The sequence below is a fragment of the Roseateles sp. SL47 genome (genome assembly GCF_026625885.1).
In the GTDB taxonomy this organism is placed as follows: Bacteria; Pseudomonadota; Gammaproteobacteria; order Burkholderiales; family Burkholderiaceae_C; genus Roseateles.
In genome coordinates, this window is record NZ_CP113068.1 from 820,095 (window position 1) to 843,469 (window position 23,375).

At 64.9% G+C, this 23,375-nt stretch carries 17 protein-coding genes, 1 pseudogene, 1 riboswitch and 1 other annotated feature; of the genes and pseudogenes, 8 read left to right on the top strand and 10 right to left on the bottom strand.

Annotated features, from left to right (window positions below; genetic code table 11):
* Positions 1-94 precede the first annotated feature (94 nt).
* Positions 95-1,405 carry an IS1380 family transposase gene (locus tag OU995_RS03530; RefSeq protein WP_267831251.1) on the top strand — a complete coding sequence of 437 codons (1,311 nt, stop codon included), beginning with the start codon at positions 95-97 and terminating at the stop codon, positions 1,403-1,405.
* Positions 1,406-2,292: 887 nt separating this feature from the next.
* Positions 2,293-3,666, top strand: a complete 1,374-nt coding sequence (locus OU995_RS03535; protein WP_267834015.1) for an IS5 family transposase — start codon at positions 2,293-2,295, stop codon at positions 3,664-3,666.
* Positions 3,667-3,676: 10 nt separating this feature from the next.
* On the opposite strand, the pseudogene OU995_RS03540 reads toward OU995_RS03535, so the two are convergent.
* A pseudogene (locus OU995_RS03540) lies at positions 3,677-4,852 on the bottom strand (IS3 family transposase); the annotation flags it as partial.
* Positions 4,458-4,574 (bottom strand) — a sequence feature (AL1L pseudoknot). Its footprint overlaps the pseudogene before it by 117 nt.
* A 332-nt stretch (positions 4,853-5,184) precedes the next feature.
* Between OU995_RS03540 and OU995_RS03545 the strand changes: the two are divergent.
* The 3 genes from OU995_RS03545 to OU995_RS03555 all read left to right on the top strand — a co-directional run bounded on the left by OU995_RS03545 (position 5,185) and on the right by OU995_RS03555 (position 8,451).
* A complete protein-coding gene (locus OU995_RS03545) occupies positions 5,185-5,967 on the top strand; it encodes a hypothetical protein (RefSeq protein WP_267834018.1) in 783 nt (260 codons plus the stop codon).
* Positions 5,964-6,485 (top strand): hypothetical protein, encoded by a 522-nt coding sequence (locus OU995_RS03550; protein ID WP_267834020.1) that lies wholly within the window; start codon positions 5,964-5,966, stop codon positions 6,483-6,485. Before OU995_RS03545 ends, OU995_RS03550 begins: the two co-directional genes overlap by 4 nt.
* Positions 6,486-6,936: 451 nt before the next feature.
* On the top strand, positions 6,937-8,451 hold the full coding sequence (locus tag OU995_RS03555; RefSeq protein ID WP_267834023.1) for a YifB family Mg chelatase-like AAA ATPase: 1,515 nt from the start codon (positions 6,937-6,939) through the stop codon (positions 8,449-8,451).
* A gap of 34 nt (positions 8,452-8,485) precedes the next feature.
* Here the strand turns inward: OU995_RS03555 and OU995_RS03560 are convergent, their stop codons facing one another.
* The 4 genes from OU995_RS03560 to OU995_RS03575 all read right to left on the bottom strand — a co-directional run bounded on the left by OU995_RS03560 (position 8,486) and on the right by OU995_RS03575 (position 12,098).
* A complete protein-coding gene (locus tag OU995_RS03560) occupies positions 8,486-9,913 on the bottom strand; it encodes a sensor histidine kinase (RefSeq protein WP_267834026.1) in 1,428 nt (475 codons plus the stop codon).
* 16 nt (positions 9,914-9,929) lie between these two features.
* Positions 9,930-10,616: a response regulator transcription factor gene (locus OU995_RS03565; RefSeq protein WP_267834028.1), complete on the bottom strand. Its 687-nt coding sequence runs from the start codon at positions 10,614-10,616 to the stop codon at positions 9,930-9,932.
* 10 nt (positions 10,617-10,626) lie between these two features.
* The gene (locus tag OU995_RS03570) at positions 10,627-11,571 is read right to left on the bottom strand and encodes a MipA/OmpV family protein (RefSeq protein ID WP_267834031.1); all 945 of its coding nucleotides are present in this window, start codon (positions 11,569-11,571) and stop codon (positions 10,627-10,629) included.
* A 107-nt stretch (positions 11,572-11,678) separates the two neighbouring features.
* Complete coding sequence (locus OU995_RS03575; RefSeq protein ID WP_267834034.1) at positions 11,679-12,098, bottom strand: VOC family protein; 420 nt, start codon at positions 12,096-12,098, stop codon at positions 11,679-11,681.
* A gap of 129 nt (positions 12,099-12,227) precedes the next feature.
* Here OU995_RS03575 and OU995_RS03580 point away from each other — a divergent pair, with 129 nt between their 5' ends.
* Positions 12,228-14,447 carry a tetratricopeptide repeat protein gene (locus OU995_RS03580; protein ID WP_267834036.1) on the top strand — a complete coding sequence of 740 codons (2,220 nt, stop codon included), beginning with the start codon at positions 12,228-12,230 and terminating at the stop codon, positions 14,445-14,447.
* 18 nt (positions 14,448-14,465) lie between these two features.
* On the opposite strand, the gene OU995_RS27420 is transcribed toward OU995_RS03580, so the two are convergent.
* Positions 14,466-15,065 (bottom strand): glycine zipper 2TM domain-containing protein, encoded by a 600-nt coding sequence (locus OU995_RS27420; protein WP_324288696.1) that lies wholly within the window; start codon positions 15,063-15,065, stop codon positions 14,466-14,468.
* A 323-nt stretch (positions 15,066-15,388) separates the two neighbouring features.
* The gene (gene metH / locus OU995_RS03590; RefSeq protein WP_267836165.1) at positions 15,389-18,091 is read right to left on the bottom strand and encodes a methionine synthase; all 2,703 of its coding nucleotides are present in this window, start codon (positions 18,089-18,091) and stop codon (positions 15,389-15,391) included.
* A gap of 154 nt (positions 18,092-18,245) precedes the next feature.
* Positions 18,246-18,349: riboswitch (S-adenosyl-L-homocysteine riboswitch) on the bottom strand.
* Between the two features lie 217 nt (positions 18,350-18,566).
* Between metH and OU995_RS03595 the strand changes: the two genes are divergently transcribed.
* Positions 18,567-19,730, top strand: a complete 1,164-nt coding sequence (locus OU995_RS03595) for an HD-GYP domain-containing protein (protein ID WP_267834039.1) — start codon at positions 18,567-18,569, stop codon at positions 19,728-19,730.
* 19 nt (positions 19,731-19,749) lie between these two features.
* Here OU995_RS03595 and OU995_RS03600 read toward each other — a convergent pair whose 3' ends face one another.
* The 3 genes from OU995_RS03600 to OU995_RS03610 form a co-directional block, all read right to left on the bottom strand.
* Positions 19,750-20,820, bottom strand: a complete 1,071-nt coding sequence (locus tag OU995_RS03600) for a homocysteine S-methyltransferase family protein (protein ID WP_267834044.1) — start codon at positions 20,818-20,820, stop codon at positions 19,750-19,752.
* 92 nt (positions 20,821-20,912) lie between these two features.
* The gene (locus tag OU995_RS03605; RefSeq protein WP_267834045.1) at positions 20,913-21,602 is read right to left on the bottom strand and encodes a DUF4197 domain-containing protein; all 690 of its coding nucleotides are present in this window, start codon (positions 21,600-21,602) and stop codon (positions 20,913-20,915) included.
* Positions 21,589-22,635, bottom strand: coding sequence for a fumarylacetoacetate hydrolase family protein (locus OU995_RS03610; RefSeq protein ID WP_267834047.1), 1,047 nt, complete (start codon positions 22,633-22,635; stop codon positions 21,589-21,591). The genes OU995_RS03605 and OU995_RS03610 overlap by 14 nt, the downstream gene beginning before the upstream one ends.
* 416 nt (positions 22,636-23,051) lie before the next feature.
* On the opposite strand from OU995_RS03610, the gene OU995_RS03615 reads away from it, so the two are divergent.
* Complete coding sequence (locus OU995_RS03615) at positions 23,052-23,339, top strand: DUF3567 domain-containing protein (protein ID WP_267834049.1); 288 nt, start codon at positions 23,052-23,054, stop codon at positions 23,337-23,339.
* Positions 23,340-23,375: the final 36 nt, after the last annotated feature.

The following is a 23,375-nucleotide window of genomic DNA, read 5'->3' on the forward strand; positions in this document are numbered from 1 at the left end:
TAGCCCGGATATTTCATGAGCATCAGGTCGGCAGCCTCGTGCCGAGGCGCGTTTTCATAGGTATCTCACCCCCTATGGAAACCGAGGACTGCCGATGCCAAAGTGTACCGATGCGACCGTTGAATTCGGACGGGTTGGAAGGCGTGTAGTCCAGGCCGCCTTCGATGGTGGTGACATCGTCAGTGACGGCGGCGTGCTGTTGCTCAAGCGGGTCGATGAGCGCCTTGGTCTGACCCGCGCGGCTGCCCTGGCGCTGGGCGACGGGCGTCGCCTCGCCAGTGTCCAGCACGACCTGCGCAGCCTGCTGGCGCAGCGCATCTACGGTCTGTGTCTGGGCTGGTCGGACGTGTGCGACCACAACGTGTTGCGCAGCGATCTGGTGATGCAAACGGCCGTGGGTCGTGCCGAGCCGCTGGCCAGCGCGCCCACGCTCAGCCGCCTGGAGACGGCGGCCACGGCCGAACATGCGGCGGTGCTGCACGACGTGCTGATGCAGCAGTTCATCGCCAGCCACGCCAAGGCGCCCAAGGAGCTGGTGCTCGATGTCGATGCCACCCATGTGCCGCTGCACGGCCAGCAAGAGCGCGGCCACTTCCACGCCTACTACGACAACTACTGCTACTTGCCGCTGTACGTCTTCGCCGGGCAGGACCTGCTGGCCTGCGTGCTGCGCCCCAGCGACCGGGACCCGGCCAGCGTTGTCAGTGCGCTGATCAAGCGCTTGCTGGTGCCGCTGCGCCGCGCGTGGCCGAAGACCAAGATCATCGTGCGGGCGGACTCGGGGTTTTGCCGCCCGCGCGTGCTGCAGCGCCTGGAGCGCTGGCGCGTGAGCTACATCATCGGGCTGCAGAAGAACTCGCGTCTGAACGATCAGGTAGCACTGGCAGAACTGGCGCTGGCCGAGCAGTTCTCTGCCAGGCGCAGCAAGCAACGGATGTTCGGCGAGTTCCAGTACGCGGCCCACACCTGGGACAAGGAGCGTCGCGTCATCGCGCGGCTGGAGCATGGCGAGCAAGGTGTCAACCCACGCTTCATCGTCACCGACCTGCCGGGATCGCCCAAGGCTCTGTACGAGCGCCGGTACTGCGCCCGTGGCGAAGCCGAGAACCGCATCAAGGAAGCGCAACTCGATCTGTTTGGCCGGCGTGCGAGTTGCCACCGCTTCCGGGCCAACCAGCTGCGGCTGCTGCTGGCGGCGCTGGCGTACACCTTGATGATCAACCTGCGCCGACTGGCGCTGCAAGGCACCGAGCTGGCCCAGGCCTGCACCGCCACCATCCGCACCAGGCTGCTGAAGATTGGCGCGGCCGTGCTGCGCAACACCCGCCGCGTGCGGGTCCTGCTGGCATCGGCTCACCCGATGAAGCATGTCTTCCTGGCCGCTGCTGGCGCCCTCAGCCCCTAGCAACTCATCCAGTGCCTGGCCCGCGCGTTGACACCAAACCGGCCCGCAACCCAAGCCGGGGAAGGGGTAATCGCGCCTGGGTGTGTGTCATCAACCAAGCTCAACGCAGCAAACGGCCACGACGCGCCTCAAATCGTCGTTCGGACAAGCAAATCAGCGCCGCGAACCCATCCAGTACGCTACTCGTGAAAGATCCGGGCTAGGTCGCTGAAGCGGGCCTTTATCAAAGGGTGTTTACTGTCTAGAGCTCTAGCCGTCCAGTGCTCAATGACAGACTTTGGGATAGCTTCTGCATCCGGGTTGTGAAACTGCTGGCCATCAGCGGTCGTGCCCGAAAAGATTGGCCCGAAATAGATGTCCCACGGGTCTCGCCGATTCGCTCGTATTGGCACGAAGCGCCACGCAACTACTTCGGCAAAGCAACCAAGCTTCTCGCTCTCAGAAAGTTGTGAGACATCCGGCACAAGCTGGTCAAGCTCTGTGGCAAGACTCATGTCTTGAAACGACTGCTGGCAGCTCTCTAGGTGAGCAAGCCGTGACCCCAATGCTGTGTGTACAGGCAAGGTCATCGCGTCCCCCTCTGTGGCTTCGGCCCCTTTGGCCGAAAGTGTGGCACAAGTGGCTGGTCGAGCGTGCCCGTGTTCTCTTGGTACCTGAACCGCCCCGGCTTCCGCGGAGGCCATTTGGTTTAAGTCAGGCGGTCGCGGCCCGACCAGCGCGTTGTCGATGATAGTTGGCCTCGAATTCGGCCGGTGGTAGGTAGTCGGCCCTGAAAAACTTCGCCAACCCGCATGAATGCTGGGGTTTCGGGGTGAATGCCGATGGTGTGATTTGCAGGATTCAGGTCGAATCGATATCAATTCCTTGCAAACTGCATTGAGGTGTTGATGGGTCCCAAGCCTGCCGACGAACGCGCCGATCACGATTTGTTCCGCACTGAGCTGTTGAACCTGATCAATCAGCGTCACGAGCTGGTTCGCTTGGCCGGCCTGATCGACTGGCAGGCCTTCGAAGCCGAGTGGAGCCCCCAATTCGCTTCAACCACGGGGCGGCCTGCTCTTCCCACGCGGCTGATGGCAGCGCTGCTGTACCTCAAGCACGTGTATGCGCTCAGCGACGAGGACGTGTGTGAGGGCTGGCGCGAGAACCCGTATTGGCAGCACTTCAGCGGCGAGCGGTACTTCCAGCATGAGTTGCCGTGCGATCCGTCCAGCTTGGTGCGCTGGCGCCAGCGCATCGGGGAAGCCGGCTGCGAGTGGTTGCTGGCGCATTCCATCGAAGCTGCGCGCAAGGGCGGTTTGATCAAGCGCCAAAGCCTGGATCATGTGGTGCTGGACACCACGGTACAGCCCAAGGCCATTGCGCATCCAACCGACAGCCGGCTGCTCAACCGGGCGCGGGAACAGCTTGTGGATGCTGCGCAACGCGAGGGGATCGAATTGCGCCAGAGCTACGCCCGAGTCGGCCAGGCTGCCGAGCATCAGGCGGGTCGATACGCCCATGCCAAGCAATACCGGCGAATGCATCGCGAGATCAGGAAGCTCAGAACCTGGCTGGGCCGGGTCATCCGAGACGTGCAGCGCAAGGCCAACGGGGTCGGGCCCGAACTCAAAGCCAAGTTGGACATCGCCACTCGGCTTCACGCGCAAAAGCGTGGCGACAAAAACAAGCTGTATGCGCTGCATGCGCCCGAGGCGGAGTGCATTGCCAAAGGCAAGGCCAGAACGCCCTACGAGTTCGGTGTGAAGGTGTCCATCGCTGTGACGGCCAAGGAAGGCCTGGTCGTTGGCATGCGATCCATGCCGGGCAATCCGTATGACGGGCACACCGTGGGCAGTCAGTTGGAACAGGTGGCAATCCTCACGGGGCAGGTGCCCAAGATCGTGCTGGCGGACCGGGGCTATCGCGGCGCACAAACCCCAGAAGGCACGCGGCTGCTGATCAGCCACACGCGGCGGCTGCCCAATCGGCTCAAGAAGCTGCTCAAGCGCAGACAGGTCGTGGAACCCATGATCGGGCACATGAAATCAGACGGGTTGCTGGCCAAGAACTGGCTCAAGGGCGCGACCGGAGATGCGTTGCACGCGATTCTGTGCGGCGCAGGACACAACCTGAGGATGATCCTGGCGCACCTGAGGGTGCTTTATTGCGCCGTGTGGGGACTGATGGCCCTGGCCGCCTCGCTGGAATGGCCAATGAAGGCGCAAACGTCAGCGCTCCCATCCTTGATGGCGCGCCGCGTCCTGCTCGCTCGGGACTGAAAACGAGTTGTTCAGGGGCGACTAGGTAACCCAGTGGCTCCATCAATCGGTGGTGATTGAACCAAGCCACCCATTCCAGTGTCGCCAGTTCCACTGCCTGCTTGGTCTTCCAAGGCCCGCGCCGGTGGATCACCTCGGCCTTGTAGAGCCCGTTAATGGTCTCGGCCAGGGCATTGTCATAGCTGTCGCCCTTGGAGCCCACGGACGGCTCGATGCCCGCCTCGGCCAGCCGCTCGCTGTAGCGAATGGACAGGTATTGCGAACCCCTGTCGGAGTGGTGGGTCAGGCTACCATCGTCAGATGGTTTGCGGTCATACAGGGCCTGCTCCAGCGCATCGAGCACGAACTCGGTGTGCATCGAACTGCTCTGGCGCCAGCCCACGATGCGCCGGCTGAACACGTCCACGACGAACGCCACGTAGACCCACCCCTGCCAGGTCGAGACGTACGTGAAGTCCGAGACCCACAGCTGGTTGGGCCCCTCAGCGCGGAACTGCCGGTTGACCCGGTCCAGCGGGCACGGCGCCTTGGGGTCCAGGGACCGTGGTGCGCACCGCCTTGCCTCGGCGCACGCCCTGCAGCCCCTCCTGGCGCATCAACCGCTCGACGGTGCAGCGCGCCACCACCACGCCTTCGCGGTTGAGCTGACGCCAGACCTTGTCGGCGCCATAGACCTGGAGGTTGGCTTGCCACACGCGTTGGACCTGGGGCACCAGGCTGGCATCGCGCTTCGCGCGACGCGAGCACAGCGCCGGGTTGCGCTGGCGAGCAGCATGCCGCCAATACGCCGACGGGGCGATCTGCAAGACGCGGCAGAGCGACTCGACCCCGAACTGCTGGCGATGCTGGTCGGCGAAGTCCTTCAGGACTTGAAGCGGCGGTCGAGCTCCGCCTGGGCGAAAAACGCGCTGGCCAGCTTCAGGATCTCGTTGGCCTTGCGCAGCTCGCGCACCTCGCGTTCGAGTTCCTTCACGCGCTGGGCCTCGCTGGTCGTCACGCCCTCGCGCACGCCGGTATCGACCTCTGCGCGCTTAACCCATTCGTTCAGCGTCTGCGGCACGCAGCCGATCTTGGGCGCGATGGACTCGATGGCCGCCCACAGCGACGGATACTCCCCTCGGTGCTCCTGCACCATCCTCACCGCGCGCTCACGCACCTCGGGCGAGAACTTTTTCGATTTGCTCATGGCTCAATCCTCTCAGAGTGTTGGGCCTCCTCAAAATCCGGGGCGGTTCAACCCGACGAGGCCGACTATCGCACGTCTCTAATCGGGGCGTTGGTTACTCAATTGGCATCAACTCCGTCACATTGATGACCAAATGACCAAGGTCAGAATTGAACAAGACACAGTAATAAGAGCGAGACAAGAACATGTAAGGCTTAACAGTTGCCCTTCGCTTTCGGACATATTATTAGCACTTCGGAAATTCCGAAATTGCGTGCCGAATAAAAAGAAAACTTGCAGAAGATACACGGCAACATAATGACCGTCACAGAGCTGAAAGCAATCCGACGTTCGTGAAAAAGAATTCTGCCTTTGCATTGATCGGCATTACCCTTGCCGTCGCTGGCGCCTATTTAATTTGGGAAAGAGCGCCAAGCGAGGTCTCCGTTGCGAGTGCCTCGGGCAAGTCCTCATTTGGACCGGTGCAACAAGTGGCGTCCGAACCGCGCGAAGCCATTACTTCCACGAGTGCACCAACGCCTTTGCTCAAGGATCGCGTTGAGGCGCTCCTGAAGGAAGGTACACCGACCTCCAAGCTCGATGCTCACAACATCGTCGCCAATTGCGCCAGAAAAATCTATATCGCTCGCCGGTTCTCCGGGCAGGCGGCCGATCAGGAATGCGTCGAGCTAGCGGGCATTTACGGCAGCCAATACATGCATTGGCTTCAGGCAGCCATCGACGCCAAAGTGCCCGGCGCAGCTCATGCGTTCCTCAGCGCAGGCCCATTCGGAGATTTGACCAATCTGGACACTAGGTTCCACGATCCCCTGGTGGAGGAATGGAAGCAACAGGTCATTTCCCTCCTTGAAGGAGATGCCAAAGCTGGGGACCTCCAGGCTTTACAGGCCCTCAACGACCAATACCGGGACGGTGCTTTGGTTGATGTCGATATCCCAAAAGCCTTCGGCGCTTTGGTGGTCGCGCGCGAAAAATTACTCGCATCCGGCGAAACCAAGCTCAGCGCTGCGTCCTTAAAGGAGTTGAACGCTCTGAGTAAAAGGTTAAATCAGGAGCAGATGAACCAAGCATATAGCTACGCAGATTATCTGAAAGGAAAAGGGAGTAACCGATGATGTCAAAGAAAATCTTTAGCAAGAAAGGCAAGCTCGCGATAGGAGCACTGTTGGCAATATCAACAGCAGTCGCCGTAGCGGTTAGCTACGGAAAGTGGAAGTGCGACGACTGCACGATCTACAAGAACACCACCGATAAAACGCTGGCCAGCCAGATAGCCGATGTCTATAGCTTCCTCAAATCGGAGGTGAACTCGAAGGTCAAACAGTGGAAGCCCGCCGACACCGTCTCCATCTGCGATGGAAGCCTGTGTCTGCTCTTAACCTATAACGCCAGCGGTCAGCATTACGTTACTGGTGGCCCCACTACGGACACGGGAGGCCCCTACAAGAACAGCGACTCCTATGCCGAGGCCTCCGAGATCGACACCACCGGCTCAGAAAGCGGGACTGGGGCGTGCTACGCCATCACCGAAACGACGTGGATCAACTGGAGCGCATGCTCCGCTGGCAGCGAATGCGAATCTGGTTCGACCTACGTTGGAACCGAAATCGTAGGCACCGAAGGCGACTGCTGAACAAGGGACTTGATCGCGGCAGGCGATCCGTGCACCAGCGGGCCTGCGCCACGCTTGCATACTTTGTGGACATCGAAGAGCGCCGCCTCCTCTTCAGCGCAGAAGGGCAGCGGCGGGTCCAGTTGCTCCGTGACATCATGCAGCAGAGCGCTCCGACGGCAGACTGTGATGTCTATCGATCTCGAAAGCAGGAAAACGTCGGCGGCGCGACGGTGACGCAAGAGAAGTAGCGAGTTTCGAGAGATGGCGTGACGCCCGCGCGGTCGGTCGACGATCCGAACGGCGCTCACCACTTCCCCCTCCGAGCGTCACCCCCACCGAGCCACCAAAGGACGCGGACCGTGTTGGCGGAGGTGGGTGCCCCCACTGGTGCCACCCCCTCATCGGGATCGCCTCAACGCCGCCGTTCCCACAGACTGAGCACCCACCTCACAAGGCCTCGGTGCTCCCCATGTCCCTCTCCGTCACCCACAGCCGCTCCCTCACCGGCCTTACGGCCGCTGCGGTGGACGTTGAAGTCCATCTCGCCAACGGCCTTCCCAGCTTCACCCTGGTTGGCCTTGCCGACACGGAAGTGAAGGAATCCCGCGAACGCGTCCGCGCCGCGCTGCACAGCAGTGGGCTCGAGTTCCCCTCCAACAAGCGCATCACCGTCAATCTCTCGCCTGCGGATCTCCCCAAGGAAGGCGCTCGATTCGATCTGCCGATTGCACTGGGTCTTCTCGCCGCCAGTGGCCAGGTGGATGCCCAGCGCCTGCCAGGGATCGAATGTGCGGGAGAACTGGCCCTCTCCGGCGAACTTCGCCCGGTGCGTGGCGCCCTCGCCATGGCACTGGCCTTACGCGCCAGCGGGCTGGCGCGCGAGTTGCTGCTGCCTCGCGGCAGTGCCGCCGAAGCTGCTTTGATGCAGGGCCTTGTCGTGCGCGAGGCCGGCCACCTGCTGGACATCGTCCAGGCCCTGCAAGCTCATGGCGACTCACCCTTGGTGCGCGTGCAAGGCATGCCCCCCAAGAGTCCCGAAGAGCCCCATGACCTTCGCGACGTCAAAGGCCAGACCGGCCCCAAACGTGCATTGGAAGTGGCAGCCGCTGGCGGCCTGGGTCTGCTGTTGGTCGGCCCACCCGGCACCGGCAAATCCATGCTGGCCCGTCGTCTCCCCAGTCTGCTCCCGCCGTTGCAAGAGGCCGAGGCGCTAGCGTCTGCTTCACTGCTCAGCGTCAATGGGCAATTCAAGCCAGAGCATTGGGGCCAGCGACCGTTTCGCTCCCCTCACCACAGCGCATCCGCAGCCGCGCTGATTGGCGGCGGCTCCCCCCCACGCCCCGGCGAAATCACACTCGCGCATCATGGCGTTCTTTTCCTCGATGAATTGCCGGAATTCAGCCGCCCAGCACTGGAAGCCCTGCGCGAGCCCTTGGAGACCGGCCGTGTTCACATCGCCCGGTCCTGCCATCAGGCGGAGTTTCCCGCGCAGTTCCAGTTGATTGCCGCCATGAATCCCTGCCCCTGTGGCCACCTGGGCCATCCCACCAAAGTCTGCCGATGCACACCGGAACAAGTGGCCCGTTATCAGGGGCGCATCTCCGGTCCGCTGCTGGACCGCATCGATCTGATGGTGGAGGTGCCGATGCTGCCCCCACGGGTGTTGGCTGCAGCCGCAGAGGGCGAGCCCAGCCGTGACATCGCCCGGCGCGTGGCGGTGGCACGGCAGCGTGCGCGGGCGCGGCAGGGTTGCATCAATGCGCTACTGCCTTCCACGCAACTGGAAGCGCATTTGAGCCTGACGGCCGAGGCCGATGGATTGCTGCACAAGGCCGCAACACGCCTATCTTGGTCGGGACGCAGTTATCACCGGGTGCTCCGCATTGCCAGAACCGTCGCGGATCTGGCTGGCAGCCACGAGATCCTTCCGCTGCATGTGTCGGAATCCATTCAATGGTGCAGAGCGTTGCCGGGAAGCAATTGAAGCTGCAGCTCAATGGCCGCACGCATGGGTCGTTTCAGAACAACGCATTCAGCATCGCCTTCCCAGGCGACCTGGACTGCACGGAAATCGGCGGCATCTGGCGCGGCACTTCTTGCCCCACCCCGATCGGCCCATCCACCGGGGACACCTCCAGCGCCATCTCCAGCCCGTGCCCGGTATTGCGCGGAGTCAGCCGCCAACGGTGCGCCGTCGCAATCTCGCTGCAAATGGACAAGCCCAGCCCCGCGCCGTCTTCACGCCGGTCCGGCCCCCGCCAGAACCGATCGAACAAGCGCGGCAGGTGCTCGTCCGGCACACCCGGCCCCTGGTCCCGCACCACCAGCCCGCCCGGCTGCACCGCCAGCACCACCACCGCCCCTGCCGGGCTGTGCTGGATGGCGTTCTCCAGCAGGTTCTTCAGCAGCGTGAACAAGGCCCCACGGTCGGCTTGCCATTGCCGCAGATCGTCCGCCATCCGCAGGCCCAGCAGCACACCATGCCGTTCCGCCACGCGCCCCATGTAGTCAAAGACTTCCTGCACCGTTCCCCGCGGGTCGATCGATTCGATCCGGTAGTTCTGCGGTTCACTCACCTCCGCCAGCATCAGCAGTTGCTGCACCTGTCGCGCCATGCGGTCCACATCTTCCAGCAGGAACCGTCGCCGTTCATCGTCCGGCCCCAGCTCCACCTGCGCACGGATCAGCGCCAGGGGCGTCTTCAGCTCATGCGCCGCACTGGAGAGAAATTCCTGTTGCGTGCGGAACCCGTTCTGCAAACGGTCCAGCGTCTGGTTAAACGCCTGCACCAGCGGTTGGATCTCCCGAGGGTGCGTATCCGCCGACAAGCGTTGATCCAGTGTCCTCGGTGTGATGCGCCGCGCTTCGGCGGACGCTTCCCGCAACGGCTCCAAGGCTTTGCGCAAGGTCAGTTGCACCGTCACGAAGAACAGCAGCAGGAACGCGGCGCAAGTGCCCATCACCCCCTTCATCAGGGCCGGCATGCCAAAGGTGGAGCGCATGCGCAGCACGATGCGGTCGCTGATCCCCAGCTGAAACCACCAATCGCCGCTTGCATGCTCCACCTTGGTGGTGGCGCCATGCATGGCAACGCCGTCCCGCACGAAGGTGAACACCTTGCGCGATGGATCAAAGGCCGCGCCCTCCGGCACCAGCGCCTGATTGCCCACCCCGGGCTCCGAACTGAAAACGACCTGGCCCTGCCCGTCCACAATGCGCAGCGTCGCTTCCTCCGAGAGGCTTCTGAAAAGCCACGGTTCGATGTGCTGGTCGTCCATGCCGACCGGACGGCCCTGCGCATCCAGCTTCACATGCTCGGTGATCTCCGAGGCCCAGTGCTGAATGCCTGCATTCAGCAGATGCTGGCTGAACGGCCGGGCCAACAGCGCCATCACCAGCGCCAACAGAGCCACGCTGACCAGCATGCCGCCGGCAAACATGGCCATCAGCCGGGCCCTCAAGCTACAGGGTCGGACCATCTTCTCGGAGCGCATATCCCTGGTTCCTGATGTTCACGATCTGCAGGCGTGACCCCACACCCAGCAGCTTGCGCCGCAGGCGATGCAGCGCCACATCCAGCGCATTGGGCGTCACGGCTTCGGACAAGCCCCAGGCCGCCGCCTCCAGCGTGCCACGGCGCACGGTGCGTCCCTCCTGCCGCACCAGGGACAACAGAATCTGCTGCTCGCTGGGCGAGAGCGTGATGGACTCGTCCCCACACCCCAGCCGCCCTTCTTCCATCAGCAGATGGATGTCGCCAAAGGCCGGCAGGGCCGACCGCAATGTGGCCGGCCGACGCAGCAGCGCCCGCACTCGCGCCACCAGCTCTTCCATCGGGAAAGGCTTGGTCAGATAGTCGTCGGCCCCCGATTCAAGGCCCTCCACCCGGTCATGCAAGGCATCCCGGGCAGTGAGCATGAGGCAAGGCGTGGCCGTGCCCGCCGCCCGCAGGCGCTTGACCAGGGTCAGGCCGTCACCATCCGGCAAGCCCCGGTCCACCACCAGGGCACCGTAGTCGATCGACTGCACGCCCCGCCAGGCAGCCTCCAGCGACGGAAACACGTCGGTGGGGATGCCAGCGGCCTGCAGCGCCTGTCGCACCAGATCCGCCAGGCGGGCATGGTCTTCGACAAGAGCGATACGGTTCATGCCCTCAGTCTCAGAAGCGGTAGAGGTAACCCACCGCCGCGCGCGGCAGATTGCTGCGATCCACGATGGGGCTGTTGGTGGCTTCCTTGGGCAGATGGGTCACGCCCAGATCCAGAAAGATCACATGCTGCTTCTGGATGGCGTAATCCACACGGACACCCGCTTCCAGGGCCACCCCCGCGTCAGCCTGATAGGCCGCACGGTTGACGGTCGCTTCTGAAGCACGGACGCCGTAGTAGTAGTCCACCCATTTGCGGTCCATCCATTGCGCCCCCAGGCGCGGCGTGATGCTGGCAACACCGAATTGGAAACGGCGGTCCGCCTGCACCTGCAGTCGCTGGCCCTTGCTGTGGTCGGACAGGTCGGTGGTCCATTCCATGCTGAGCTTCGCAATCGGGTTGTGCCAGGTCAGCCCAGCACCGCCCATCAGCCCGCCCTTGCGCTCGGCCATGCCGGCGAGGGCCGACGAATCACTCGCTTTGTAGCCGTCCCCCACGTATTTCAGCAGCAGCCCGCCGGTGACACGCTGGTTGGAGGTGAACGCATGATTCAGCAGCTTGGCTTCTGCGGTGGTGCCGGCCACACGGACCCAGGTGTTCTCATAGAAGATCAGTGGCAAGCCACTGACTTTGCGGTCCGCGCCGAGATAGGCCCGCTCGCTGACGCCGACACCGACCCCCAGACCCCATTGGGACGAGGAGGACGAGGCGCTGCCCTGTCCTTCCTGTGCGGCGGATGCCGTCGCCGACTGGGCCTGGGCCCAGGCAGAAGGCGCTGCCACCGCCAGCACGCCGGCCGCCAGAGCGCCAGCCACGGTGGCCAGGGTCGCAGGAAGGGGGGCGCGGCGGTGCGCGCGCAGGGAATGCGGCGGCGCCCCATGGGCGGGCCCCGATGCTGCTTGAGCGCTGGCCGTGGGGCCAGTCTGGTGGTGGGTCGTGAGGAGGGGTGCAGTCACGGTGGGGGGCTCGGAGTCAAAGGAGGTCAAATGTTCGTCGCCGCCGTCTTACCAACGACTTACCAACGACCGAGGAACAAGCCGGCAACAATCGCTCAACGCCGCAATCAAGTCTCGAAGACCCCCGCCATCGCGGCGAATCCCTTCACCTCGATGGGGTTGCCCGACGGATCGAGGAAGAACATGGTCGCCTGCTCGCCGGGTTGTCCGGCAAAGCGGATCTGCGGTTTCAGCACAAAGGCCTGCCCCTGCGATTCCAGCCGGTCGGCCAGGGTGCGCCAGGCCGGCATCGGCAGCACGAGGCCCAAATGAGGCATGGGCACCAGGTGGTCACCCACCTTGCCGGTGTTGGTGGTCTTGAACGGTTCGCCCAGATGCAGCGAGATCTGGTGGCCAAAGAAGTCGAAGTCCACCCAGGTGTCGGTGCTGCGGCCTTCGGCGCACCCCAGCACACCCGCGTAGAACGCCCGTGCGGCGTCCAGATCATGGACGTGATAGGCCAGATGAAAAAGCGCGGGAACTTGCATGGGAACTCCTGGGGCCGGGGGTGGTCGCTGTCCTGATGGTAGCGAATGCCGCCCGGCCGCGATGGGCGCCAGGCCCGCAGCGTGGCCAGCGGTGGTTACCATGGGCCTGTCGCGACGCCCTGACCCACCATGACCCTGCCCACCTCCAGTCGCGCCCAGGCGGCGCTGAAAAAAGCGTCCAGTGCCTTCCAGCGCCAGCAATGGGCGGCCGCCGTCCAGGGGTTCCAGGAGGTGTTGCGGTCCGATCCGAACTATGCCGAGGCCTACCCCTTGCTGGCGTCTGCGCTGGAGCGATCCGGCCAGCCCCAGCAGGCGGCCGACCTGTTGCTGTCCGCCACCCAGCGCTTCCCGCAGGACGCGACGCTTTATCTGCGGCTGGGCAACCTGGTGGCGGGGGCTGGCAACTGGGCCGGTGCCAGCAGTTGTTTCCAGGCGGCCAGCCAGTTGGCGCCGCAGGATGCGAAGGCGGCCTACAACTGGGGTGTCTCCCTGCAGGAACTCGGCCGCCCGGCGGAAGCCATTGCAGCGTTCGAACGCGCCATCACTGCGGACGCGACCTACACCGCCGCCTATGTGGCGTTGGGCCTGGCCTACCGCGCCAGCGGCGCTGCGGATGCCGCCCTGATGGCCTTCAGCTGCGCCATGGACACCGCCCCCACCGAACCTCGCGCCCCCATCGAGCACGCCCGTTTGCTGCTCGCACTGGGCCGTCTGCCTGAAGTGCTGGAGGCCACGACCGCCCTGGCCACACGTTTTCCCAAAGAAGCGGAAATCCACAACCTGCGCGGCATCGCCTTGAAGCAATCCGGCCGGCCTGACGAAGCGCTGGCCGCCTTCAACACCGCCCTGCAAAAGCAACCGCAGGCCGTTGAACCCCTGCACAACCGGGCCAACCTGCAACTGCTGGCCCGGCACTTCTCGGCCGCCCTGGCGGACTTTGACCGACTCGCCACCCTCAAGCCGGATCTGGACTGGCTACCCGGCCTCCATCTCTACACGGCGATGCATCTCTACGACTGGCGCCACTTCGATCAACGCCTGGCGGCGCTGCTGCAAGGCCTGGCGCAACAGCAGAAGGTGGTGCAGCCGCTGATCCTGCAAAACCTGGTGGACGACCCCGCCGCTCACCAGCAGGCCGCGCGGCTGTGGATGCAGGCCTCGGTGCCAACACCGTCCGCGCCTCTACCGCTGATCACCGCCCATCAAGGCCCAGGCCACGGCGGCCACAAACTGCGCGTGGCCTACATCTCCCGCGACTTCCGGACCCATCCGGTGGCCTTCCTGATCGCCGAGGTGCTGGAGCTTCATGACCGGGAGCGTTTCGAGATTCTCGCCATCAACTACGGCCCGTCGCGCGACGACCCGATGCAGCAGCGGCTGCGTGCGGCGGTGGATGGTTTCGTGGATGTCGCCCATCTCTCCGACGCGCAGATTGCCGACGCCTGCCGCGAACTGCGCGTGGATGTGGCGGTGGATCTGACCGGCTTCACCGATGGCGCCCGCAGCGGCATCTTTGCCCAACGTGCAGCGCCGGTACAGGTGCTGTACCTGGGCTATATCGGCACCTCCGGCACCACCCTGTATGACTACCTGCTGGCCGACCCGGTACTGGTGACGCCGGACACCCGAGCCCATCACGATGAGCACCTGATGGTGCTGCCGTCCTACCAGGCCAACGACCGCCAACGCCCGCGCCCGCCCCTGCACACCAGCCGTTCCCAGCTGGGTCTGCCGGACGATGCCTTTGTCTTCTGCTGCTTCAACAACCCCAGCAAGATCACCCCGGCCATGTTCCAGCGGTGGGCCGGCATCCTGGCGCGGGTGCCGGGGGCGGTGCTGTGGCTGCTGGAGGAAGATCCCGACGCTGCGGCCCACCTGCGCCGCCAGGCGGATGCCTGCGGCATTGGCGCGCATCGACTGGTGTTTGCAGGCCGTGTGGCCCGGGAGCGCTATCTGGAGCGCCTGCAGATGGCCGACCTTTTCCTGGACACCCTGCCCTACAACGCCGGCACCACCGCCAGCGATGCCTTGTGGATGGGGCTGCCAGTGCTGACCCAGAAGGGGCAGTCGTTCTGCAGCCGCATGGCTGCCAGCTTGCTCACCGCCGCCGGGCTGCCAGAACTGATTGCCGGTGATGCCCAGACCTATGTGGACACCGCCGTGCGTCTGGCCCTGGAGCCGTCCGCCCTGGCCGCGCTACGCCAGCAACTGGAGGCGAAACGGCTGACGATGCCGCTGTTTGACTCGCCCCGCTTCACCCGCCACCTGGAACGGGCGTTTGGGGAAGCTCACCGGCTGCGCAGCAGCGGCGAGCCCTTGCGGGACATCCACATCACGGACGCCCCATAAGCAGACCCGCGTGCGGGCTTACTGGCGAACCAGCTGGCCGTTGCTGACCTTCACCACGTCGCCGTTCTGCACGGCCGGATCGTGGCTGAATTCCATGGTGCGGACGGTCTGATCCGCATTGCGCATCTTCACCACCCACACGGTCGAGGCGCGGGTGCGCTTCTCGATTTCGTTACCCGCAAAACCACCGGCCACAGCGCCACCCACCGTGGCCACCTTCTTGCCGGTACCGCCGCCCAGCTGGTTGCCCAGCAGGCCGCCGACCACGGCACCCCCCACGGCGCCGATGCCGGTGCCCTTGCCTTCACGGTTTTCTGAACGCACCGACAGCACGGTGGCGCATTCCGAGCACAGGCGGGGCTGTTCCTGGGCGACGGCATTGTTGTTGCCATTGCCAGCGTAGCCGCCGTTGTCCCCGCTGTTGGAGCGCTGGTTGTTCTTGGGGGCCACGGTCTCATTGGCCGCCGTCTTCGCGGCACGAGCCTCATCGGCAGCGTTGGCACCGGAGGTCACGGCGGGCGTGTCCGGTTGCTGCGGGGCGGCGGCCCGATGGCTGCCGGCCACGTAGGCGGCGGCCACCAGCACTGCGGCACCGGCAGCGCCGGCGATCATCTTCATGTTGCTACTCATCGCCATGATTACCTCTTATGGTTGTTGCCCGGGAAGCGCTCGCTTCCGTTTTTGGGTATGTGCGAAGGATGCCACGCTGTTACAGATGGGGCTGATTCCAGATCGGCGGCTTTGTAAAGGCCTGAAACCGCTCCGGACGCCTCCGCTGCGGACCCCCCGGCAACTTTCGCTCCCGGCTTGCGACTGGCATCTTTCACAAACAGGAAACGTGACAGGCCACCGCCCGGTGGACGGCCGTCACGCCCTGAAACAACGCTTGCAAGCTGGAGCGACTGGCGCACCCCGCGCCACCCGTCCGATGGAGGCGGCGTTCAGCCCAGCAGTGGCGCCAGGGCGCGTTGCGCGTCCTGATGGTCCAGCGCCATGCGCGCGGCCCAATCCTCCAGTTGGTCCTCGCCGATGCGGCCGACGTTGAAATAGCTGGCCTGCGGATGCGAGAAATAAAAGCCGCTCACGCTGGCCGCCGGGGTCATGGCCATGGCGTCGGTCAGGCCCATACCGATGTCTTCGGGCTGCAGCACGCGGAACACATCGCGCTTGACCAGGTGGTCCGGGCAGGCGGGGTATCCCGGCGCCGGCCGGATGCCGCGATAGTTCTCCTGGATCATGGCCTCGTTGCTCAGCGCCTCGTCCGGGGCATAGGCCCAGAACTCCTGGCGCACCCGCTGGTGCAGGCGTTCGGCGAAGGCTTCCGCCAGACGGTCGGCCAGGGCCTTGAGCATGATGGCGGAATAGTCGTCCAGGTCGGCCAGGAACTGCGCTTCCTTCTTGTCCACGCCCAGGCCGGCGGTGACGGCAAACAGCCCGATGTAATCCGGCACCGTGCCCTTGGCAGCGATGTAATCCGCCAGCGCCCGGTTGGGCCGGCGCTCACCGTCCACCACCGGCCGCTCGGACTGCATGCGCAGCCCGCGCCAGGTCATCAGCACCTCGCTGCGGGATTCATCGGTGTAGATCTCGATGTCGTCGTCATTCACCTGCGCCGCCGGGTACAGGCCCATGACGCCATTGGCGGTCAGCCAGCGGCCTTCGATGATCCGTTGCAGCATGCGCTTGCCGTCGCTGAACACCCGCTGGGCTTCACTGCCAACGATCTCGTCCTTCAGGATGGCCGGGAACGATCCCGCCAGGTCCCAGGTCTGGAAGAACGGCGCCCAGTCGATGCATTGCGCCAGGTCGGCGAGGTCGTAATTGCGGAAATGCCGCTTGCCGATGAAGCGTGGCACGGGCGGACGATAGCTGTCGAAATCCAGCTTGAGCTTGTTGGCACGCGCCTGCGCCAGCGTCACCAGCGGGGCCTGCTTCTTGTTGGCATGCAGGTTGCGGACCTTGTCGTAGTCAGCCTTGAGCTCATCGATGAAGCGGGTGGCCCGCTCGTCGGAGAGCAGGTCCGAGCAGACGCCCACCGAGCGCGAGGCATCCGGCACATACACCACCGGACCTTCGTAATGCGGAGAGATCTTCACCGCCGTATGCACCCGGCTGGTGGTGGCCCCGCCGATCAGCAACGGGATCTTCTTCACGCGGAAGTAGTCGTCGCGCTGCATTTCTGCGGCCACATGCTGCATCTCTTCCAGGCTGGGCGTGATCAGGCCGGACAGGCCGATGATGTCCGCACCTTCCACCTTGGCCTTGGCGAGGATGTCCTGGCAGGGGACCATCACCCCCATGTTGACCACCTCGAAGTTGTTGCATTGCAGCACCACGGTGACGATGTTCTTGCCGATGTCGTGCACATCGCCCTTCACCGTGGCAATGACGATCTTGCCGCGCGGCTTCACGTCGCCCCCGGCGGCAGCCAGCTGGCGTTTTTCTTCTTCGATGTAGGGCACCAGATGGGCCACGGCGGACTTCATCACCCGCGCGCTTTTCACCACCTGCGGCAGGAACATCTTGCCGGCACCGAAGAGGTCGCCCACGACATTCATGCCGGCCATCAGCGGGCCTTCGATCACATGCAGCGGACGGCCACCGCGTGCGCGGATGGCCTGCCAGGCCTCTTCCGTGTCTTCCACGATGAAATCGGTAATGCCATGGATCAAGGCATGCGAGAGCCGCGCATCCACATCACCGGAACGCCAGGCCAGCTTGGCGCTGTCGTCCTTGGCCGCGCCCTTGACCGACTCGGCCACCTCCAGCAGCCGCTCGGTCGAGTCGTCCCGGCGGTTCAGCACCACATCCTCGACGCGCTCGCGCAAGTCGGCGGGGATCTCGTCATACACACCGACCATGCCGGCGTTGACGATGCCCATGTCCATGCCCGCCTGGATGGCGTGGTAGAGAAACACGGTGTGGATGGCTTCGCGCACCGGCTCATTGCCACGGAAGCTGAAGGAGACGTTGGACACCCCGCCGCTCACCTTGGCGCCAGGCAGGTGCTGCTTGATCCAGCGCGTGGCGTTGATGAAGTCGACCGCGTAGTTGTTGTGCTCTTCGATGCCGGTGGCAATGGCGAAGATGTTGGGGTCGAAGATGATGTCTTCGGGCGGGAAGCCGATCTCGTCCACCAGGATGCGGTAGGCGCGCGCGCAGATGTCAGTCTTGCGGGCGAAGGTGTCGGCCTGGCCGGTCTCGTCAAAGGCCATCACCACGGCGGCGGCGCCATACCGGCGGATCAGCCGGGCCTGGCGGCGGAATTCGGCTTCGCCTTCCTTGAGCGAGATGGAATTGACGATGCCCTTGCCCTGGATGCACTTGAGCCCGGCCTCGATCACCTCCCACTTGGAAGAGTCGATCATGATCGGCACCCGCGCGATTTCCGGCTCGGAAGCGATCAGGTTGAGGAAGCGCACCATGGCGGCCTTGCTGTCCAGCATGGCCTCGTCCATGTTGATGTCGATGATCTGGGCGCCGTTTTCCACCTGCTGGCGCGCCACACTCAAGGCCTCTTCGAACTGGCCGTTGAGGATCATGCGGGCGAAGGCCTTGGAGCCGGTGACGTTGGTGCGTTCGCCGATGTTGACAAACAGCGTGCCGGCGCCGATCTGCACGGGTTCCAGACCGGAGAGTTTCATCGGCACCACCGGGACCTTGGAAGCCACCGGGGCGTTGGAAGCCGCCGGGAGGGAAGGAGACGCAGACGATGGGGTGGTGGCAGACATGGCGGCCTCAGAAAACTAGGACAACACCTGGGGCCGCGCAACTCACCGCCACCCCTGGAAAGACATGGGTCGGTGAGCGTCGTTGTTGCACGGCCGGGAGTGAAGCCGGGCCGCCCGTCCGAGCCTGGTGAGCCCCTCGGGTCTGGGCCCATCGCAACGCTCCTCGGAACGGCGTGCATTCTACCGGTCCGGGGCCTGTTTCAGGGGGGTTGGGGCCTTCCCGGGCTTCAGGGTCGGCGTATGCTGGCCGACAACTTCACCATAACGACAACTTTGGCACGAAGGTGACACCTCCGGGCAGAGGGAGCCCGACGGAGCGTCACCGGCATGTGCCCGCACCGCCTTGGAACTCATCCAACTACCTCCTCACAGCTTGCGAGTGGGGCAGATGCTGTCCTTCTCCTTGCGAGACGCGTCCGGCCAGTTGCTCTTTGCCGCCGGCCAACCGTTGCCTGACACGCCGCAGGTGCGGGATCTGATCGCGCGCGGCCCGTTTGTGCAGGCGCATGAGACCCGTGAATATCAGCGAGCCCTGGCTCACAAGCTGGACACGATGATGCTGCAGGGGGCGCCGATTGCCGCCCTGGCCAAGGCCCAGACCGATTTCCATGCCGACCTGCGGCCGGAGCGGCCGGCCCGCACCGGCCCGGTCAGCGAGACTGCGGCCTGGAGCGACCTCCAGTCCCAGACGCAGCAGTTGCTGCGCGACCCGGAACGCGCGGACTTCCTGGTGCGCCTGTCTCAATTGCTGGACCGGGTGCTGGCCCGGCTGCATCCGCAGCCCGACCCGTCGCTGGCCCTGCTGATCCATGACGCCGGGCAGGAGCCGCTGGATTACAGCGCCCGCCATGCCCTGCTGACCCTGGTGATGGCCGAGATGACCGCCCGGCAACTCGGCTGGGGCGAAGCCCGCCGCCGTGTGCTGACGCTGGCCGCCTTGACCATGAACCTGAGCATCAGCCGGGACCAGGACCAATGGGCGCTGCGGACCAGCGTGCTGGCCACCAGCGAGCGGGAGGCCCTGGCGGGTCATGGGGACCAGTCCGCCGCGCTGCTGCAGGCCATGGGTGTGGATGATGACGCCTGGCTGGCGGCGGTGCGGCTGCATCATGATGCCGGTCCAGGCCCGCTGTCAGGCCGGTCGGACGGTGAGCTGATGGCGCGGCTGCTGCGCCGCATCGATGTCTACGGCGCCCGCATCAGCCCGCGCCGCAGCCGCCGTCCGCTGTCGGCGGCGCAGGCGGCTCGGGCGGTTTATCTGGACGAGCACCAGGCGCCCGACGAGGCCGGCGCAGCCCTGATCAAGGCCATCGGCCTCTATCCGCCCGGGTCGCTGGTGCGGCTGGCCAGTGGTGAAGAGGCGATGGTGCTCAAGCGCGGCCACTCCGCCAATGAGCCGACCGTCGCCGCCCTGGTGGGCCGCAGCGGTTCGCCGCTGACGTCACCCGTGATCCGGGACACCCGGTTGCCGGCCAACGCGATCAGCGCCAGTCTGGCGCCGCATGAGATGCGCTTGCGCGTCAACATGGACGCGCTGCAAAAGCTTTACTGACGAGGGCGGCGTGGGCCGCTCATTCCTCGTTGACCAGATCGGTGCCCAGATCGGTGAACAGCTTGGAACCCCAGGGGCGCGGCTGATAGGCCGACACCTTCTGCGCAATCGCCCGGATGTGGTCCGGCGTGGTGCCGCAGCACCCTCCTGCGATGTTCAGGAAGCCCGCGCTGGCAAATTCCCCCACCAGCCGGCCGGTGACCTCCGGCGTTTCGTCGAAGCCGGTGTCGCTCATCGGATTGGGCAGGCCGGCGTTGGGGTAGCAGGAGATCGGCGTGTCGTTCGCAGCCTTGGACAGCTCTTCGATGTAAGGCCGCATCAGCGCGGCGCCCAGCGCGCAGTTCAGCCCGATCGCCAGGGGGCGGGCATGCCGCACCGAGTGCCAGAACGCCGTCACCGTCTGGCCGGAGAGGATGCGGCCCGAGGCATCCGTCACCGTGCCGGAGATGATCACCGGCAGACGTTCGCCGGTGTCTTCCATCAGCTCGTCCAGCGCGAAGATGGCGGCCTTGGCATTGAGCGTGTCGAAGATGGTTTCGACCAGGAACAGGTCCACGCCGCCCTCCAGCAAGCCCTTGGCCTGCTCATAGTAGGCGGCACGCAGGGTGTCGAAGTTGACGTTGCGGGCGCCGGGATCATTCACGTCCGGGCTGATGGACGCGGTGCGCGGCGTGGGGCCCAGGGCCCCTGCGGCGAAGCGGGGTTTGTCCGGCGTGCTGAAGGCATCACAGGCTTCACGCGCCAATCGGGCGGCGGCCACGTTCATCTCGTAGGCCAGATGCTCCAGGCCGTAGTCTTCCTGCGCCACCGAGGTGGTGCCGAAGGTATTGGTCTCGATGATGTCGGCACCGGCCTCCAGATATTGCCGGTGGATCTCGGAGATGACCTCGGGCTTGGTGAGCACCAGCAGGTCGTTGTTGCCCTTGAGGTCCTTGGGATGGTCCACCAGCCGGGTGCCCCGGAAGTCGGCTTCCGTCAGCTTGTAGCGCTGGATCATCGTGCCCATGGCGCCATCCAGCACGGCAATGCGCTGTTGGAGGATGGCGGGCAAGGCCGCGCCGCGGGTGTAGCAAACGGAAGGGGCAGTCATGGGCCTATTGTAGAAAGGCCGGCACGTCCTGGGCAGTGACGGGGCTTGCGCGGCCTTCGCCAGCACCCGGGCCAGCCTTCGTCAGGTTCAGCTCAGCCGAACACCTTCTTGAGAATGGCACTGCCGGTGCCGATCGGGTCCTGGCGGATCTTTTTCTCTTCCTGGCCGATCATGTAATAAAGACCATCCAGCGCCTTGTCGGTGACATAGGACTGCAGATTGGCGTCTTCCTTGCGGACCAGGCCGAAAGCCGCCGCCTTGCCTGCCACGGCGTTGTACTTGTCGGCCAGCGACTGGCGTTCGGTTGCCTTGGTGACGATGGGCAGGAAGCGGTCCATCAGGGGATTTCGGGTCTTCTCTTCGAAGAAGCTGGTGACGGCGTTGTCGCCCCCACGCACGATGCGCACGGCATCTTCCACCGAGATATTGCGCACGGTGCTCACCAGCAGCTGGCGGGCCTCCGGCATGGCCTGCTCGGCCGCGCGGTTCATGGCGGTCACCAGGTCGTCCAGGCGCTTGCCTTGGCCCGTGCTGCGGAGCAGCCGGGCGGCATCTTTCAGGTTGCCGGGCAGCTCGATGCGGACTTGCGGGTTGCCCAGAAAGCCGTCGGTACGGCCCAGATTGGTCAGGGCCGCCTGCGCGCCACGTTCCAGCGCCGCCCGTACACCGGAGGCCGCATCCCCTTCAGTCAGGTTGAAGGCCCAGGCGGGGGTGGACAGGGCCGCCGTCAGCGGGGCCAGCACGCCGGTGCCCAGCCAGGCACACAGTTCACGTCGTTGCATCAGGGTCTCCTTCATCGGCGTCGGAAGCGGCTTCCGGGGCGGCCGGGTCACTGCGGGTTGAGGGGCCTTCGGTGGGGGCGGGGTCCGTGGGTTCGGTCCGCTCCTCGTCATCGGTGTTGATCGGCGCGGATTGGGGTTCTGCCAGGTCCATGTCGATCGGGCCGAACGGGCTGCCGCCATCGGCCAGCTTGAAGTCGATGCGCAGGCTGTCTCCCTCCTTCAGGGCCAGCACCGCACCCCCCCCGGGCATGCCGGCCCCCACCACGGTGCCAGCCCGCAGCGGGCGGCGCCGAGCGGCTTCCGACACCAGATCCCCAAAACTCCAGGTCATGCCTTCCTTCGCATCCAGCAGCGGCTGCTTGCGGCCATTGCGCTGCATCAGCAGTTGCAAGGCCGCGCGGCCGAGGTACCAGGTACCGGGCAGTTCGTCCGGCGTGATGGCCACCGGCGCAAACTGCAAGGCCGGCCGGCTGTGCAACGGCGGCCAGCCCTGCGCCAGTTCCTCCTGCTGAACGGGCCGCAGCACCCAGGCGTTGACCACCATCAGCAGGCGCACCGCTTCCAGGGCCTGCGACGGCACGGCGTCAGCCCCCAGATCACCGACCACCACCGCCAGTTGCGGCTCGGGCTCCAGCCCCGCAGCGCCACGGAGGGCCGGGGTTTCATGCGGCCCCAGCAGCGCCTCGGCACCGCCCACGCGGATCAGCGGACCACTCAGCCGCTCCGGCCAGTGAAGCCCGCGCTCCCGCAGCGCCGCCCCATGGGCCAGATAGGCCTCTCCCGCCAGCCAGGCCGTCGGCCGTGGCAAGGGCGCCAGGCACTGCTTGCTGTCAAACGCAAAGGCATGGCGCGCCCGCCCTTGGTTGAGGGATTGATACAGCGCTTCCAGCTGAGGCGCCATGAAATTCCAGTCGTCCAGCACCTGCTGCAGCCGGGTGGCAATGCCGGTGGCGAAGCAGGCGTGGCTCAGATCACGCGAGACGACCACCAGTTGGCCATCTCTCGACCCATCGCGGTAGGTGGCGAGTTTCATCGGGAGGGAGTTGTTGTGCAGTCGCAATCCACCGGGCATTGTCACCCGGGATCATGGCCGCCTTCGGCCTTGGCACGCGCCGCTGCGTGCGCTGCTGCCTGGACTGCCCACACGCTGCCCACGCACTGCCCACGCGCCACCGTCGGGGCTGCCCCCCGCTTTCCGCGCTTGCCCCTGTTTCCCCGCAATGCAACAACCGGAAACACTCTCCTTGTGGGCGCTCCGCTTGCTAGCAGCACTGAGATCACCCATTCCACGGATGAAGCGTGAACTTTCCCCCTTGATGTACGGTTGGCATCACAAATGCTTGGGATGGGAAGCAGAAGTTCTGCGACCATGGGTCATGGCCTGGTTGGGAGCGACGGGGTCTTGAAACCGGCGCGTCGGGCCATAACTCCTACAACGAAGGAGTACTTATGCACATGCTCTACGACTCACCCAGCTACATCGTGGTTCAGTTCGATGTACCGGTCTCGCTGTCGCTGAGCGACAAGCCGCATCCCGATCACCCGCCGCTGCAGCGCGACGGCTTCGAGATCGTCGACAAGTTCACCCGCAAGGAAATCTTCATTGAGGGTGCGCTGGCGCAACAATTCCAGGAGGGCGTGGAAGCCCTGATCGAGCAAGGTCCCGATGTGGACGACCTCGACGCCTTCATTTCCCAATATGCCAACCTGGGTCAGCAGCCGGTGGTCATGCATTGACCCTGCACTGAGGCACTGACCGCCCCCTCGGTTCCG

Excerpts from the sequence above, each read along its gene's own strand:
- OU995_RS03530 (WP_267831251.1), top strand. The coding sequence starts at position 95 with ATGCCAAAGTGTACCGATGCGACCGTTGAATTCGGACGGGTTGGAAGG.
- OU995_RS03535 (WP_267834015.1), top strand. The coding sequence starts at position 2,293 with ATGGGTCCCAAGCCTGCCGACGAACGCGCCGATCACGATTTGTTCCGC.
- OU995_RS03550 (WP_267834020.1), top strand. The coding sequence starts at position 5,964 with ATGATGTCAAAGAAAATCTTTAGCAAGAAAGGCAAGCTCGCGATAGGA.
- OU995_RS03555 (WP_267834023.1), top strand. The coding sequence starts at position 6,937 with ATGTCCCTCTCCGTCACCCACAGCCGCTCCCTCACCGGCCTTACGGCC.
- OU995_RS03560 (WP_267834026.1), bottom strand. The coding sequence starts at position 9,913 with ATGGCCATGTTTGCCGGCGGCATGCTGGTCAGCGTGGCTCTGTTGGCG.
- OU995_RS03565 (WP_267834028.1), bottom strand. The coding sequence starts at position 10,616 with ATGAACCGTATCGCTCTTGTCGAAGACCATGCCCGCCTGGCGGATCTG.
- OU995_RS03575 (WP_267834034.1), bottom strand. The coding sequence starts at position 12,098 with ATGCAAGTTCCCGCGCTTTTTCATCTGGCCTATCACGTCCATGATCTG.
- OU995_RS03580 (WP_267834036.1), top strand. The coding sequence starts at position 12,228 with ATGACCCTGCCCACCTCCAGTCGCGCCCAGGCGGCGCTGAAAAAAGCG.
- OU995_RS27420 (WP_324288696.1), bottom strand. The coding sequence starts at position 15,065 with ATGAAGATGATCGCCGGCGCTGCCGGTGCCGCAGTGCTGGTGGCCGCC.
- metH (WP_267836165.1), bottom strand. The coding sequence starts at position 18,091 with ATGAAACTCTCCGGTCTGGAACCCGTGCAGATCGGCGCCGGCACGCTG.
- OU995_RS03595 (WP_267834039.1), top strand. The coding sequence starts at position 18,567 with ATGCTGTCCTTCTCCTTGCGAGACGCGTCCGGCCAGTTGCTCTTTGCC.
- OU995_RS03600 (WP_267834044.1), bottom strand. The coding sequence starts at position 20,820 with ATGACTGCCCCTTCCGTTTGCTACACCCGCGGCGCGGCCTTGCCCGCC.
- OU995_RS03605 (WP_267834045.1), bottom strand. The coding sequence starts at position 21,602 with ATGCAACGACGTGAACTGTGTGCCTGGCTGGGCACCGGCGTGCTGGCC.
- OU995_RS03610 (WP_267834047.1), bottom strand. The coding sequence starts at position 22,635 with ATGAAACTCGCCACCTACCGCGATGGGTCGAGAGATGGCCAACTGGTG.
- OU995_RS03615 (WP_267834049.1), top strand. The coding sequence starts at position 23,052 with ATGCACATGCTCTACGACTCACCCAGCTACATCGTGGTTCAGTTCGAT.